Origin of the sequence: uncultured Methanobrevibacter sp., from assembly GCF_937898925.1 — an archaeon.
In the GTDB taxonomy this organism is placed as follows: domain Archaea; phylum Methanobacteriota; class Methanobacteria; order Methanobacteriales; family Methanobacteriaceae; genus Methanobrevibacter.
This window is the reverse complement of the sequence record NZ_CALDKF010000106.1, coordinates 16,539-32,005: the sequence shown is the minus strand read 5'-3', so window position 1 is coordinate 32,005 and position 15,467 is coordinate 16,539. Positions and strand designations below refer to the sequence as shown.

The 15,467-nt window shown below is 33.1% G+C and carries 15 protein-coding genes; 3 read left to right on the top strand and 12 right to left on the bottom strand.

The features are described 5' to 3' along the window. From Q0409_RS08950 to Q0409_RS08930, 5 genes are all read right to left on the bottom strand, one after another. Positions 1-3,792 (bottom strand): right-handed parallel beta-helix repeat-containing protein (locus tag Q0409_RS08950; protein ID WP_298537263.1); only part of this gene is annotated, 3,792 nt, incomplete at its 3' end. Positions 3,793-3,997: 205 nt separating this feature from the next. Further along, the gene (locus Q0409_RS08945; protein ID WP_298537265.1) at positions 3,998-4,639 is read right to left on the bottom strand and encodes a MotA/TolQ/ExbB proton channel family protein; all 642 of its coding nucleotides are present in this window, start codon (positions 4,637-4,639) and stop codon (positions 3,998-4,000) included. An 86-nt stretch (positions 4,640-4,725) separates the two neighbouring features. After that, entirely contained in the window at positions 4,726-5,457 is a 732-nt protein-coding gene (locus Q0409_RS08940; RefSeq protein ID WP_298537260.1) for a DUF2162 family putative transporter, read from the bottom strand. A gap of 82 nt (positions 5,458-5,539) precedes the next feature. Next, positions 5,540-5,872, bottom strand: coding sequence for a DUF2149 domain-containing protein (locus Q0409_RS08935; protein WP_296854958.1), 333 nt, complete (start codon positions 5,870-5,872; stop codon positions 5,540-5,542). 241 nt (positions 5,873-6,113) lie between these two features. Beyond that, a complete protein-coding gene (locus Q0409_RS08930; RefSeq protein WP_298537255.1) occupies positions 6,114-7,238 on the bottom strand; it encodes a CDP-glycerol glycerophosphotransferase family protein in 1,125 nt (374 codons plus the stop codon). Between the two features lie 184 nt (positions 7,239-7,422). On the opposite strand from Q0409_RS08930, the gene pyrF reads away from it, so the two are divergent. Together pyrF and Q0409_RS08920 are read left to right on the top strand one after the other, a co-directional pair. After that, the gene (gene pyrF / locus Q0409_RS08925; RefSeq protein ID WP_298537253.1) at positions 7,423-8,070 is read left to right on the top strand and encodes an orotidine-5'-phosphate decarboxylase; all 648 of its coding nucleotides are present in this window, start codon (positions 7,423-7,425) and stop codon (positions 8,068-8,070) included. Between the two features lie 44 nt (positions 8,071-8,114). Continuing rightward, positions 8,115-8,654 carry a hypothetical protein gene (locus tag Q0409_RS08920; RefSeq protein WP_298537250.1) on the top strand — a complete coding sequence of 180 codons (540 nt, stop codon included), beginning with the start codon at positions 8,115-8,117 and terminating at the stop codon, positions 8,652-8,654. Positions 8,655-8,730: 76 nt separating this feature from the next. On the opposite strand, the gene Q0409_RS08915 is transcribed toward Q0409_RS08920, so the two are convergent. From Q0409_RS08915 to Q0409_RS08890, 6 genes are all read right to left on the bottom strand, one after another. Continuing rightward, positions 8,731-9,666: a deoxyhypusine synthase gene (locus tag Q0409_RS08915; protein WP_298537247.1), complete on the bottom strand. Its 936-nt coding sequence runs from the start codon at positions 9,664-9,666 to the stop codon at positions 8,731-8,733. 118 nt (positions 9,667-9,784) lie between these two features. Continuing rightward, positions 9,785-10,708 carry a CBS domain-containing protein gene (locus Q0409_RS08910; RefSeq protein ID WP_298537244.1) on the bottom strand — a complete coding sequence of 308 codons (924 nt, stop codon included), beginning with the start codon at positions 10,706-10,708 and terminating at the stop codon, positions 9,785-9,787. A gap of 405 nt (positions 10,709-11,113) precedes the next feature. Next, on the bottom strand, positions 11,114-12,100 hold the full coding sequence (locus Q0409_RS08905) for an ATP phosphoribosyltransferase (RefSeq protein ID WP_298537242.1): 987 nt from the start codon (positions 12,098-12,100) through the stop codon (positions 11,114-11,116). A gap of 207 nt (positions 12,101-12,307) precedes the next feature. Further along, positions 12,308-12,766 (bottom strand): deoxyuridine 5'-triphosphate nucleotidohydrolase, encoded by a 459-nt coding sequence (locus Q0409_RS08900; RefSeq protein ID WP_298537239.1) that lies wholly within the window; start codon positions 12,764-12,766, stop codon positions 12,308-12,310. Between the two features lie 47 nt (positions 12,767-12,813). Beyond that, positions 12,814-13,884 carry a CapA family protein gene (locus Q0409_RS08895; protein ID WP_298537236.1) on the bottom strand — a complete coding sequence of 357 codons (1,071 nt, stop codon included), beginning with the start codon at positions 13,882-13,884 and terminating at the stop codon, positions 12,814-12,816. 98 nt (positions 13,885-13,982) lie between these two features. Continuing rightward, the gene (locus tag Q0409_RS08890) at positions 13,983-14,255 is read right to left on the bottom strand and encodes a hypothetical protein (protein WP_298537233.1); all 273 of its coding nucleotides are present in this window, start codon (positions 14,253-14,255) and stop codon (positions 13,983-13,985) included. A 361-nt stretch (positions 14,256-14,616) separates the two neighbouring features. Between Q0409_RS08890 and dmpI the strand changes: the two genes are divergently transcribed. Beyond that, positions 14,617-14,805, top strand: coding sequence for a 4-oxalocrotonate tautomerase DmpI (dmpI, locus tag Q0409_RS08885; RefSeq protein WP_298537230.1), 189 nt, complete (start codon positions 14,617-14,619; stop codon positions 14,803-14,805). Positions 14,806-14,844: 39 nt separating this feature from the next. On the opposite strand, the gene Q0409_RS08880 is transcribed toward dmpI, so the two are convergent. After that, positions 14,845-15,465 carry a zinc ribbon domain-containing protein gene (locus tag Q0409_RS08880; protein WP_298537229.1) on the bottom strand — a complete coding sequence of 207 codons (621 nt, stop codon included), beginning with the start codon at positions 15,463-15,465 and terminating at the stop codon, positions 14,845-14,847. Positions 15,466-15,467: the final 2 nt, after the last annotated feature.

The following is a 15,467-nucleotide window of genomic DNA, read 5'->3' as shown; positions in this document are numbered from 1 at the left end:
TATAAGTTCTGCCGCACATGCAAGTATAAGCAATATCAATATTATAAGCACAGGAGCATTCATTCCACCTAATGACAATGAACGAGCAGCTGCAGGATCCTCATCAACATTCAAGTTGTATGCAGTAGCTGATTCAGTCACTGGAGCAGATGATGAAGTACCTACTGTGTTTCCATCCATCACTGTTGAATTTGACTTGATTCCTGTTCCATCCACAGTGGAATAGCCACCGGAACTGTTTCCATTTCCGTTTCCATTGCCATTGCTGCCTGAATTGGAGCCTCCGGAATTTGATCCGTTTCCTGAATTGCCTCCTCCAGAACCGGTACCGCTTCCGCCACTTGAACCTCCATCTGAATCCCTTACAACATTGTTGTCAAATGTATTGTTCTTTCCTCCAATATCATCAAACAACTGATTCTCTGGAGAGATTACATCTGGGTGACTTGTAGGTTCATAGTCAAGCAAATCCAAGAGATCATAGTCAGTGCCGTTCTTTCTCACAATCATAGGAGAGTTTGCACTTTTATATATGATGTCCTCTTCAGTGAATATCACTGGACTTTCAGGATATTTCATTTGCCATATTCTATTGATTTCCTTTACAATGCGAGGAATCAGTGGCTTCAATGAAGGAACGCTATTGTTTGTAACTCTGTTGTTGTTGGAATTGTATAATGCAACAGCCCTTACAACCAATGCCTTATCGCCGTAATCTATGTGATTGTCATAGATTCTGCTATTATCAGCATCGTATCCTTCAACCAAGTAATTGATTCTAGAATTGCAAGTGACATTGTTCTTGTAGAACTTGGTGTCATCAGCACCTTCAAGTATTGCACCATAGGACACGTTATTGGACTCACAATGAATCTTGTTTCTTGCCATTGTAGTGTTTATGGAATTGTAACCAGCAATAAGACCTGCTGCATAATATGTTCCGCTTACAGAAATATCGTTGTCTGTAAAGCTGTTGTTTGCAGAGACTTGGTCTCTCTTACCGGTTTCTGCACCCAATACGCCTAATCCGTAAAGATATGGATCCTTAGCTGTAACGTTGACATTGTTGTGATGAACCTTGTTGTTGTTGCTTTCATAATACAGGTCGATTCCTACAATGGAATTTGTTGATTCCTTGATGGCAGTGTAGTACTTATCAACACCAGAAGTGGCTTTTACATTATTGTATCCAATATCGTTTGAAGATGAATAGAATAAAATAATGCCGTAAGTCTTGTAGACCTCTGGAATAACCATACCTTCCGCTTCATAGTCGTCAACGCTGATGGAACTGTCCACTTTAATGGTTGAATCATAAAGATGAGGCTTGCTTGTACCATTTACGAGAATATTGTTGTTCCTTAATGTATTCTTGCTGGAATCATAAAGCATTATTCCAAATGTCAATGCATTTGCCTTTGCCTTAACGGTATTGCTTGAAATATTACAATTGGATGACTCTGATACATAGATTCCATATCCATTGTCATAGCTTTCCAATTGAATATTGTTGTTTGTTACATTGACGTTCTTTACATTGTCCAACAATATTGCAAACCTATGGTTATCAGCCGCATTTCCTGGATTTGAATTGATTATTGTAAATCCATCAACTGCAACATTATCGGATTCTATCTTTATAACGGAATCCAATAGCTTTGCGCCTTCAGATTTTAGGATTACAGGACGATTCAAGATGATTCTTTTGTCATTGAAGTTGCCTTTGAAGATCAGTTCATAATCCTCATAATCTGACTTAAGATAACCATTGTCATCAAAGCATGTATAGAAATTATCCTCAGTTACAATGAATTGGTTTCTTAAAACGTTTATTTTAGTTGAAACCTTGCATGGATTGAAAGTGTCATTTCCTGCATAACTTATATTCATTGCATAATTGCCAATATTTGCATTAATCTGCAAGCTTGCTTTACCTTCTCCATCAGTGGTTCTTACATAATTCTGATTCAATAATGAAAATGTAACATTTACTCCACTGATCGGATTTCCATCCTTATCCTTTAGGAAAACAACAAGCTCATTACCTTTGATTATGGAAGTGTCCACTACAGTGATTGCTGTATTGATTTTAGTGTCACTATATGTTCCATTATCAATGTCTCCGCCTGTGCCGTTTGTGTCATTGCCTGTTCCATTGTCTGTATCATTTCTTTCTATCTCTGAAGGGTCTGTCATATTCACAACTTGACCGTTTATGGTATTGTTGTAGATTGCATTATGACTTGGAGTTATCGGATTCCTATTGGTGTATTTCAATACAGCAATGGCATCAGAGTCTCCAGAGATGCTTATCCTATTGTCACAGACCAATGTATAGCTGACATTTCCTCTTAGCACAACGGCACTTTTATCGCTTTCAAAGTCGTTGTTCCTTATTGTTATGTTTTCTGCAAGCCTTGATGTGAAGATCATGACTCCTGTTGAATTGACTCCAACAATAGTGTTGTTTTCGATTTTCACATTGGATTTTGTGGTGTTTATGCCGTTTGCAGATTCTGTATAGATTGTATTGTTTGCAATTACTGCATTTTCACCGGTATTCAATATTGAATCTGAACCTACAGACCTTAATGTATTGTTTGCAATAACATTGTTTTTGCCTGTATTTTGAATGGCAACCACATTTCCATCATCATTCCAATCATGGACATCAGTATGTTCAGTGGATATGTTGTTTCCTGAAACGATGATATCGTTTCCACTTGCAAGAATAGCTGCAGGACCTCCAATGCTTGATATTGTATTGTTGTATATCAAGGTGTTTGGAGCTTCAACAATGATTCCATAGAAAGCGTTTTCTATGGTGTTGTTTGCTATAACTGCACCATTTCCGCTTGCAGTTTGCATCAGATAGATTGCATAGCAATAGGAATTGTATGTACCGTTTCGACTTTTAAGGTAATTGTTTGCTATAATGTTTCCACTGCAGACTTCATCTTCAATCGGCATGAAATCTCCATTTCCATATGCTGATTGATAAATCATATTGGTATATTCAGATTCAAGGTAATTGTCTCTGATTTCATTGTATGATGAAGCTGTCATCGGAATTGTTGAGCTTAGACCAGATATGAGCGTATTGTTGATGATCTTGTTATAACTTGCATTTGACATCATTATTGCAAAGCACTTATGGACACTCACATTGATAATGGAGTTTTTTATCGTGTTCTCTGATGAGTCAATTATGCTTATTCCAGACAAATAATAATTTGAACCTGTAATCTTTTCCTTTGTATTTACAATCTTAAGATTTTCCAATACAGAGCCAGAACTTCCCTTAACAAGACGTATAAGACAATTTGATAAGGTCGCGCCATCATCTGAAATGATGTTAAGTCTCTTATCGATTGTGAATATCTTGTCTGAGATACTTTTGATTTTGATTGTATCTCCATCTTTCAATGTTCCGGATTTAATCTTTCCATCAGAATCGAAGTATCTTGAATAGCTTGAGCTATCTATTACGATAGGTTCAGCAGATAATGTATCTGGCTCTTCATTAGAGCTTCCAATCTTTTCTGATTCCTTTGGAGAAGTGATTTCATCATCCAAATCATTTGTATCAGTGATTAAGTCATTATCAGTTATTTCATGATTGGAATCATCAAAACCGCTTGTTAAATCATTACTTGAATCTGGTATTGCTATAGTGTCATCAATTGCACTATCTGTCGCATTAGTGACAAGATCAATATTTTCACTTGCACTAACTGCACTCAAAGATAAGAATATTATCACTATTAAAGCAAGAATAGAGGGCAATTTCATTTTATTCGTCATTTCACCTCCATTCAAATTCTTATGAGTTATTTTTTATTGTACTTATTATATAAAACTATCCAAATTGATTGAAAAAAAGTAAAATATAGTTAATTTAATTTGATAAATAATTAAAATAGAGTTTAAAAAAAGAGATGGGAAATTAATAAAAAAATATAATTAAAAAAAAGAAAAGAAAGATAAGAAAATTCACCTAATGATTAGACATGAAGTCCAATACTGCATCAGACAATACATCCAAATTAGATAAATACTCCTCATACCATCTGTTTCTAAGCTTTGAAATAACATAAGCCACTGCACCTGATCCAATACCTACAACAGTTGTATCGAATGCTACAATCAATGATTGTGATAAGGTGTTTACGTCCCCTGAACCAAGTGCTGCAAGACCTGTTCCAAGTGGAATCAAGGTACCCATAAGACCTAAGGTTGGTCCGATACGTGTGATTATATCAGTCACTTCAAGAGACTTGTCTGTTAGGTTTTCCTCGTTTTCAATCAATTTACGAGCAAATGCCTCTCTTGAAGCATCAGTCAAGTTTTCTGTGCTTGCTATCTTTACCAAAAGATTCTTTTGAGACTGTGGAAGTGGAGAGCCATTGATTTTTGCCTTCAATGAATCAACAGAATCTGAAGCGGACATATCCAAAATCAGATTGGAGACCTCATCTACAGAAACCCTTGTTCTTGAGGTGTATTCGTAAATGAGTCCACCTAATGAAACCACTACAACCACTACAAAAATCAATAGTATAATTACTACCGGTATCAAAAGACTTTGTGAAATCAAGTTAAGTCCAGTGGTTAAGAAGTCACCACCGGGAATTGCCATTGCCATTAAATCACCTATAATAAATATCAATAAATATAATTTTTTTAAATAAATAAAACTATTTTAACTCATTTTAACCAATTAACCTATTTTAACCTATTGTTTCTCTTTTTGAATAATGCTCCAATGCCTAAACAAATAGCCAAAATTACTATAAGAGCTATTCCTGCATTAACTGGCATTAAAGTCAATTGTGTAGATGGATACTCAAGCACCTGGCTTATTGTAGGGACAAAGAATCCAAATACAACGAATATGAAAGCAAAGATCACCATCATGCTTCCATAAATGATAGGATAATGGGTTATTCTATAATCTTCAATGAAATCTGAAAACCTATAAGCTATGAAGCTTATTATCATCAATAAAAACGCTATGATTATAGCCAAATGAACTGTTGAGATAGTCATTGAGAAATTGGCTGTGTCAAATACAAAGCTTGGAGACAATGCTGCAGATGACATAACAAGCAATCCATAGGATACTGGTATGAAATCAAAATACAGCACCACCTTTAAAAGATTGTCATATTGATTCTCCTTCTGCCAATAATAGAAAGTGAATATTCCTAAAATCAATGCAATTATTGCCATGAATATATAGAAGAAGAAATTATTCACTGTCAATCCTATTAAGCTTTCATAAAATGGGCTTAATGCAATTATTATTAAAGCGATTGCTATGGAAATAATCAATGAAATTATCAAATGTTTCCTTAAGTCATTCCTAAAGAAATTGGATAACAATCCAGTTCCTATACCTAGTAATAGGATAGCTGCTAGAATAATTGCACCAAATAGACTAACCAATAGATTCATTCTATCACAATTTTATAATGTTTTAAAGTTCAACTAGTTTTAATAAATTATTAATTCAAAAACAATAGAAAATGATAGGAAATCATCCTTCTACCATAATCAGATTACCCGTTTTCGAATCCTTATAAACTTTACCCTGTTCTACATAACCTTCTCCAGAGCTGTTTGAAGTGTCTGGAGTTTCGTTCAATTTTTCACCTTGTGTCACATTAGTGATATCCTTGATTGACTCCATTGTAGCCTGTCGCTCCTCTGGAGACATGTCACTGAAAATAACACTTTGCAAGTTCCAGCCTATAACAGCAAAAATCAGGAATCCAAGTGCAAGAACAAGCATTGCATCAACAAGGTTTGTTGTTCCAGCCATAGGATCCTCTTCCTGTCGTTTTCGGCGTCTAGATTTCTTTCTAACCATTAGAAAAACCTTCTTTAAACTAATAAAAGAATTATATGTAAGCATAAATTTTTTTATAATCTTAAAAATCAAAAAAATTTTACTATACTATAATATATAAAAAAAGATTTATAAGTTTATCTAACTAATTTGAGAAAATATAAAATGAAATTTAAAGAAAAATAGTGATTTAAGATAGAACAATTATTGTCCAAATAATAAATTTAAAGAAAAATAGTGTTTTAAGATTAGAAAAAATTCTCTAATCCTCTAAAATATAATCTAAAATAAGCTTAGATGAATTTGGCTTAAATTCACCGAATTGCAATTTCAAGAACTCTTCCATCTTCTCCAATCTGAAGTCCTCTTCCTTGATTGATTCTATCAATTCATCAATATTGTAAACTATCTTTCCTGGAACCATTTCCGCATAATCAAAGTAGAATCCACGTTCCTTGTAAAGATAATCATCTAAGTCATAATCAAATAGTATAGCAGGCTTTTTCAAGATAGTGTAATCCACCATGATTGAAGAATAGTCCGCCACTAAAATGTCAGCTAAAATCAGAAGCTTCTGTTCATCCTTAAATCCTGTAAAGTTGATTATATCATACTTGCTTGTCAATTCATCCAAATCAATATTGTGCTCTTCATTACAGTATCTTTTATAATTAGGATGTAAGCGAATTGCTAAAGCATATTCATCACCTAATTCATCAAGGAACTTTTCTATATCAAAGTATTCAAAGACAGCATTGTTTTTAGGGTCTTCCCTGAATGTAGGTGCATAAAGAACCAGTTTCTTACCCTTAAGCTGTGGATAATCCTTTTCAAATGATTCCCTTAATCCAGATAAATAAGCATCAGACAAGTGTTCCTCATCATAGAAGTCATTTCTAGGAACTCCAAATGGCTTGACCTTTGACTTGTCAACATAGAAGTTGCGGGCATAGATATCCGCTACATTTTCACTGCTTACAGAGACCAAATCAATCTTAGGAGCAAACATCTCCATGATCTTCTTATCCTCATCATTTAATAGATCATAGCCGAATTTCTTGAAGAGTCCTGTTCCATGCCATAATTGCACCCATTTCATGCCTTCCACATTCATGAATGCAAGCGGGAAGAAATTGTCAACTAAAAATACGTATTTTGAACTTGCAAAGTCACGGATATTGGCAAATGACAAGGAATCCTTAGGAATGAACTTGTATTCATAATTCTTTCCTTCATAGTTCCTATTGTCCAGTTCCTTTGCAATATACTCTAAATTAGCTTCAAATGAGTGGTTCTTGTTTGTTAAAAGAGTTATCTTATTATTCTTTTGTGGAAATTTCCTAAGAATATTGAATATTGTTGCATATATCTTATGTTTTGCATACACTTTAAAAACCTCATTGAAGCCATTTATAAAAATAAATAAGAATTTATGAATTAATCCTATTTAATAATAATTTATAAAATTAGTTTAATATACTTTTATATTTTTTTAATTTCAATAAAAAGAATTAAAACAAATTAAATACAAAATAGTAATAGAATAAAAAATGTGAAATGGAATTGATAACATGGATGTGAAAAACAATATTATTCTTGCAATGGATTTAATGGATTTAAAGGAAGCGGAAAGAGTTTGTGAATCAATAAATGAGTACATTGACACAATAAAGATCGGATATCCATTGACCCTTGCTGAAGGACTTTCAACAATTGGATTCTTTAAGGATAACTTCGATTATAAGGTTATTTGTGACTATAAGGTTGCAGACATTCCAGCAACCAATGAGAAAATAGCTAACCAAACCTTTGATGCTGGTGCAGATGCAATCATCTGTCATGGATTTGTAGGTTCAGACAGTGTAGATGCATGCAAGACATCTGCAGAAGACCATGGAGGGGAAGTATTCCTCTTAACTGAAATGTCTCACCCCGGAGCAATCAAGTTCCTCCAGCCAAATGCAGATGAGATAGCAAGAATGGGTGTTGAAATGGGAATCACTAACTATGTAGCACCATCCACAAGACCTGAAAGATTATCCGAAATAAGGGATATCGTTGGAAAAGATGCATTCATGATTTCTCCAGGTGTAGGAACCCAAGGTGGAGACCCAAGGGAAACATTGAAATATTCCAATGCATTGATAATTGGAAGATCCATTTACAATGCAGAAGACCCTGAAAAGGCAACTATAGACATTGTTGATTCAATCCAATAATTATAACTTAATTCTATTCCATATTTCAATTAAAAGGTGTAAATTTGTTTAATATTAGTTTAGCATTATCCTATTTCTTTTCTGGCTTCTTTATGAAGCTTTCAGATGATGAGTATGATGAAAAGTCAAATAAGGCAATAGCTATTGTTCTTGGAATAGTCTGCGGACTCTTTACTGCTTATGCATGCTCAATCGATTTGGATGCAGCCTGCATCTTCATAGCAATTCTTATCGGAAACATCTTGGCTTTAAAGGTTGATGGAATTCATCATATCGCTACAATGGCTTCATTCATAATAGCATTCCTATTTCTTGGATTGCAATCTTTCACATATCTTTCCATTATCACAATTATAATATGCATGATTGGAGCAATTATCGACGAGATAGGAAATGACAATGAGAAAATCTATTCAAAAAGCAAGTTTCTAGAGTATTTCTTCGATTATAGGTTCGCATTAAAAGTAGTGATTCTATTGCTTGTTTTAATTGGCTTATTGAACATTTGGAGCTTTATTTATTTCTTATGCTTTGAAATAGCTTATGAAATAGCTAGAGTATTCTTTGAGAAATATATCTTATAAAATAGAAAAACTAAAAAAAATTAAATAATAATAAGGTAATAAAAAAAGAAAAAAGAGATTAAGTCTTCACCATAACTTAATCGATTCTATTCAATGCATCAGCCACTATCAATGGGAAAATGATAGTCACATCACCAATGACAGTTACTAAATTGGATCCATGCTTTGCCTTGGACCATGATTTTGCCTCTTCTAAAGGAGCACCGCTTAAACTACCTGTTTCAGGCCTGTCCATAGTTATTTGAAGACCTGCATCTATGCCTCCCTTCAAAAGGTTTGAAGCAAGGGTGTAATGCTTTGGAAGACCTCCACCTAACATTACAGCACCAATCTTTTCAGACTCAAATACAAGGTCTGACAAGTAATGCATGTCTCCTACTGCATCCACTACGAGAGTGTGGTCCTGTGTAAACATCCATAACTGAAGACCGAACATGCTGTCAATGAGTCCTGGAGCAAAGATTGAAACATCATTCAATGCAGCTTGCCTTAGGATTGAATTGTCATCATCAATCAAAAGACCAACTTCCTTCAAAAGCCTTTGAATGGAAATTATTCCTTTATCCTCATCATTATCCAATTTTTCGCTAATGATTTCAAATATCTTGGTTATCTCGCTTTCAAATAGTTCAAAGTCTTCCCCTTGAGTGTAAACATCAGCAATTCTACCTATTCCAGCATCATTAAGCTCTTCATCATTGGTTCCGAGATCCCTGTAATGTCTGCCTCCAAAGGCTTCAAGAAGATCATGAGTGATGTTGGCTCCGCTTGTAATCAATACCTTTATTCTTTTTTCCCAGATTAAATCAGCAACAATATTACGCATTCCACCAGGAACCAATGGACCTCCTAAACTCATGAAGATGTCCATATCTTCATCATTAATCATGTCAACAAGCAAATTAGAAGCTCTTGCAACTCTTCCAGCTCCTAAAACGCCTGACTTATCAAACTGTTCAATCAATTCGCTAACAGTCATATCCTTCTTTAATTTCAATTGATCAACTTTCATATAATCCACACTTAAAAACTAAAATAATAAAATAATATTAAAAAATTTAAAGAAATAAAAAATAAAAAATAATAGAAGAAATGAAAAAAAGACAATTTTTCTTCTAATTGATTTAAAATTAAATTTCATCTTCCAAATCGTTATCATTCAACAATGGGAAATTGTTTAGATTTGTAATCTTTTCAATCAAGTCAGTACGGGTAACAACACCGATAGGAGTGTAATCATCATCAACTACAATCAATCTGCTTATGCCAAACTTATACATCTTGTAAACTGCAGTAGCTATTTTTGTATCCTTATCAATGAAGAACAAGCGTTTGGACATGATATCCCTAACATCTTCATTTTCCTTTCCTTCAGCCAATGCCTTTACAATATCCACCAATGAAACCATACCAATAGCTACACCTTCGGTAATTACTGGCGCTCCATCGATATTGTTTTTAGAAAGCAAGCATGCAGCATCCTTAATTGAATCTCCAGGCTTTAGATAAATCAAATCCAATGTAGCTATCTCATAAACGGAGTTTTTAGGAATGCTTCTTATAGTGCTGATATCCAAGAGGAGGATATTGTCCATATCGTCCCTTCCTACGATTTCACCAATAACACCAAGGTTATTGACAGGAGTAGGACCTACACGGATCACATCTCCTACATGCAAATCCTTAATGCTTCCTAAAACCTTAATGACAGCTTCACATTCACCAGGGTGCGGTACACTTGTAAACTCAATCTTAGCTACTGAAACATCCTCTAACTTTTTGTTTTCCTTATAGACATGAACTTTAGCATTGCTGTCTGAAACTGAAATGTTTAATGTATGGTATGCTTCAATAGTAGGTTTATAACCACCACGAGGTCCTGGAACTCCCTTTACAAGACTTAAGCTTCTAAGGGATTGCATCTGATTCCTAATGGTTCCTGGGTTTCTGTTCATCACTTCAGCAATGTCTTCACCCTTAATGGACTTGCCATCTGAATTTTGATATAAATTAATTAAAGTCTGTAAAATTTCCTTTTGTACAGAAGTCAACATTTTAGACACCTAAATGTAAAAATATAAGCATTTTGCAATTAAAACACTTAACCAACTTAAATTAACAGTCCGATTTTGAAAATATCATTATAAATTAAGAATTACAATGATAAATTCAAATAAATTATAATGATTTATCATAATTTAACATTATTATTAAGTGATTTATACCTTATTATATAAAAAGATATTGTTTTTTTATTAAAAATCATTATAAATAAAATATAGAATTATCATGTTTTTAGGCATAATTCTTAATTTATAATGAATAATTAATTAAGAAGAAAAACAGCCATTTAAGCATAAAAATGAGTATTAAGAAAAAAATAAGATAAATAAGATAAAATAAGAAAAGATAAAATAAAAATAAAAAAAGAGAAAGATTTGGAAATCAATCCAAATCAATTAAATGACATATTGCTTTACATCACTTCTTATAATTGAAGAAGCACCTAATGCCCTTATTCCATCCAACATTTCAGGGAAATGCTCTTTAGGAATCAAGACATTGATCTGTGAAAAGCTTGATCCTTGATTGACAGTTGGTTCAGCACTGCAGAACTTGTTTTCAACCAAATAATTTGAAACCTTTTCAATGGATTCGTTTGCAATATTGAATTTTACATCAAAGTATTTTCTTGCAGTTACAGCACCCAATAACTGTTCATAAATCATTTTAGCCTTTGCCATCTTTTCTTCATCACAGCTTATTCCAGCATACAATCCTGCTGAAGAATGCAAGATGGTTTCAAGCTCCTTAAGGCCTGCTTTTCTTAAGCTGCTACCGGTTTGAGTGTTGTCTACAATCAAGTCAGCACCTTTAGCAATGTAAACTTCTGTAGCGCCGTCAGAATTGATAACCTGAACCTTCTTATTGTCTCCGTCCCTTAATCCTCTAACTTGCACATATGGGCTGGCATCACCATAGATTTCCTGATATGCCTCATTTTCCATAATATGCTTTCTGGTTAGGTTAGGATACTCTGTAAAGCATAAGATTGGAGTGTCCCTATCCTTGTTAGCCCTAAAGAATTCAGATAAGTCATTATAAGGAGATTCCTTAGGAACCGCTACAATCAAACGGGTTTGGCCATAGTTCAAGTCTCCAATTTTAGTTATATCGTTTTCACTTAAAACAGACTCTTCCAAAACCCAGTCATCTCCTACAATAGCTATATCCACCATTCCCCTGTTCAATTCTACAGGAGTACTTTGAGGACGAGTCAAAAAGGCACTTATCTCTTCATCATTAAGAATATCAATTTCATAAGATTCATTTCCAGGATCATACCCTCTTACTTCATAACCTGCATCTACAAATAATTGATGGGTATTTCCTCTGTTTACATTGTTTAAACTGCCTTTAGGCAATCCAATAGTTATTTTTACCATATTATCAACCAATTCATTAAAAATTTATAAAATATTCAATTTTAGTAAAATTTAAAAGTAAATTAATTATCTTTTCATATAAGTTACTATTATAATATTTAAAAATTAAATATATAAAACTATTCTTTAAAAATTAGATTAATAAAAAGACATTAAAAATTAAAATGAAAAAAAGGGATATTTAATAAAAAAGAAAAAGTGAGGAAATCAGTTTTCCTCTTCCTGATAGGAACCGTTATACTCACCTGAACCTTCAACTGGATAAACAACAGCTTGAGCTATTCTATCACCTGATTTGATCTTATAGTCAAATTCACCATGATTGTAAATCATGAACATCAAGGTTCCATAGAATCCAGGGTCTCCTACAGCTGTCTGAACAGAAACAAAAGACCTGAGCAAGGTAGACCTTGGCAAGTAGAGCATTGTGTATCCCTTAGGAATCTTCACCTTACGCTTTATTGAAGCCAAATATGCCGTATGAGGTTTTAAGGTATAAACAGGACCTTCTAAAGCCTCAATCTCTGGAAGGTTTTTCTCATTGTCAATCAATGAGCCTCCAGATTTCTGAATGAATATCTCATCAAGTTCCAAGTCTATTCCAGATGGCTGTACCAAATCTTCAAAGTCTGGAAAGAGTTTTTTAAGTTCGATTTCACCAAGCATTTTTATCACATCAAAAATATAAAAAATAAAAGATTAATATTCAAAAATTAATCTGTAGCATTTAAAGTATTGTTACCTAATTTAAATGTCAATACTCCTGTACCGTCATCATTGACTTTCAACTCATCACAATGTGGATTCAACACATTTATTAAAGCCTTGCCTGATTCCGCATCCATAAAGTGTGGCAAATAGTTAGAAAGATATGTTGGATAAAGGGTTACAGTACAATTTTCCTCATGCAAAGCCAAATTCAAGAAATATGATGTGTGAGTGGCTGGATTTGACTGGTCAAATATGAAGTTTCCTAAATTGTAGAAAATAGGTTTTCCATTGTACATCTCCACACCTTGGGTTACATGAGTGTGTGAACCGATTACAATATCTGCACCGTCATTGATTAGCTCATGGGATATCTTTTTCTGGTTTTCATTAGGGCTTCTGCTATACTCATTTCCATAGTGAAGGTAAGCGATTACAATGCTTGAGCCATTATCACGAGCTTCCTGAACTTGTCTTTGGGCAAGCTCTGAATCATATGCAGAGTATCCTGAACTGTTAGCTGTTGCAGGATCCATAACTCCCCTATATTCCTGGAAGTTGTCTGCATCCATATAGTTCAAAATGGTTACCTTTCTATCACCACAGTCAATGCTTACAGGCGCTGTAGCCTGAGAAATATCATTTCCTGCACCCATAACATAAATGCCTGCATCCTTCAGGTTCTTTATGCTTTCATTTAAGCCTGCTTCACCATAATCCAATGCATGGTTGTTTGCCTGTGATGCCACAACCTTATCGTTTGCATTTGCTAATAGGTAAGTGTACTTAGGATTTGCCTTTAATGGAACATCCCCTTTCACTGCATAGGAGGAAGTGGTAACAGGGTTTTCAAAGTTTACAAGCAAGACATCTGCATTCTTGGTTATATTCTCTACAAATCTGAATGGGCTTTCGCCAGAGTCTAAAACAGCAGGCATCTTACGGCCAAACATGACATCTCCAGTAACTGCAACTGAAACATCATCATGGCCTAAATCATATGAATTGCCTGAATCCATAAAAAATGTTCCAAAGATAGATATCACCAAAAGAATAGCTATAATTAGAATTAACATCAAAAAAAACCTTGTTTTCCTCATCATATCACTTAAAATAATTGTTATAATTAAATTTTACTTTGTAATTAGTATTAAATAAACATTATTATAATCAATTATTTTAATAGATTCAATACATAATTCTTCTCTAAATTAACCATAGCACATATCTCATCTAAAGTAAAACCATTTTTCAATAAATTATTTATAATTCTGGCTTCACCTTTAGACTCCCCTCTACTCATAATAGTATCGACAGTTCTATGATACAAATCCTTCTTCATTTCAATCAGCTCCATTAGCTTTTCTGCTTCATACTCATCATCAACAAATTTTCTTACATACATCTCTAAAAACATTTTTAAATCATATATTTCATTTCCATCCATATTTTATATACAGTTTACTAAAGTGGCTATTTCCCATAACAATTCAACTACTGATTTATCAGACTTCATAAAAATAATTGTTTCTAAATCAGCAATATCCTTATTATTCACTTTATTATTCTTTATTCTTTGTTTTATCCTATTTAAAGTTTTATTTCAATCAATAGACTTTAACGATTTAATATAAATAGTAAACTCGTTAAATAAATTCCATTTTTTTAATCACCTTATCTTTACAATCTAAGTCAATAATAAACAATTTATAACAAAAGAAAAATTTGAATATTAAATAACCAAGAAAAGAAAAATAATATCTATAATAAAAAGAATAGAATTAATTAACAAAAAAGGATGTGAAATAATGCCTGTAGTAACAATCGTTGGAAACCCAAACATAAGTGTAGAAGATAAAAGAGAAATGGTAAAAAAAGTAAGTGAAACTGTAGCTGAAGCATACAATTTGCCAATTGAAGCAATCACTGTTTTAGTGGAAGCTTTACCACCTGAAAGCATAGGTGTTGCTGGTGAATTATTAATTGATAGAAAATAATTAATTTCTATCATCAATTTCTTTTTTTAAAAAAAATAATTAAATTAAATTTTCTAAAAACTCTTTTTCAAAATCCAAATATTCATTCAATAGATTTTTGAATTTTTCATTCTCATCACTATCAACCATATCCAATGAAATTACATTTTTCAAACTATCAATGTTTGATTGAATTGGAACCTTGTATTGATTCAATACCATACCTGGCAAGTGACCTCGATTTTCACCAATCCATTGAATGAAAATATTTTTTGAGTCTACAAATTTTTCATCATGAATCAAATTTTCAAATTTTTCAAGGTATTCTTTTTCAAAAATGTCAGAGAATGAACTATTTGAACTGTGAGATATGTATTCCATTATGCCAATATTTATGTTTTCTTCGTAAGTTTCATTATATTGATTAGTCAGTTCATAATTTAGATACTTAGCAATGCAACAATTAATTTTATCCTTAGTTTGTCTTAACATTTCATTTGATTCAACAAACTCTTCCTGAGAGACTTTTTCAACTTCAATATTTTCATCTTGAGAAGAGTTTTCATCATCTAACTTTACATACTTTCCAACTAAAAATTCAAAATTGCAATTTTTGCAAAATTGACTTCCATCTTCTCTTTGTGTTCCACACATTGGACAATACTTAAAATTAGACATCATGT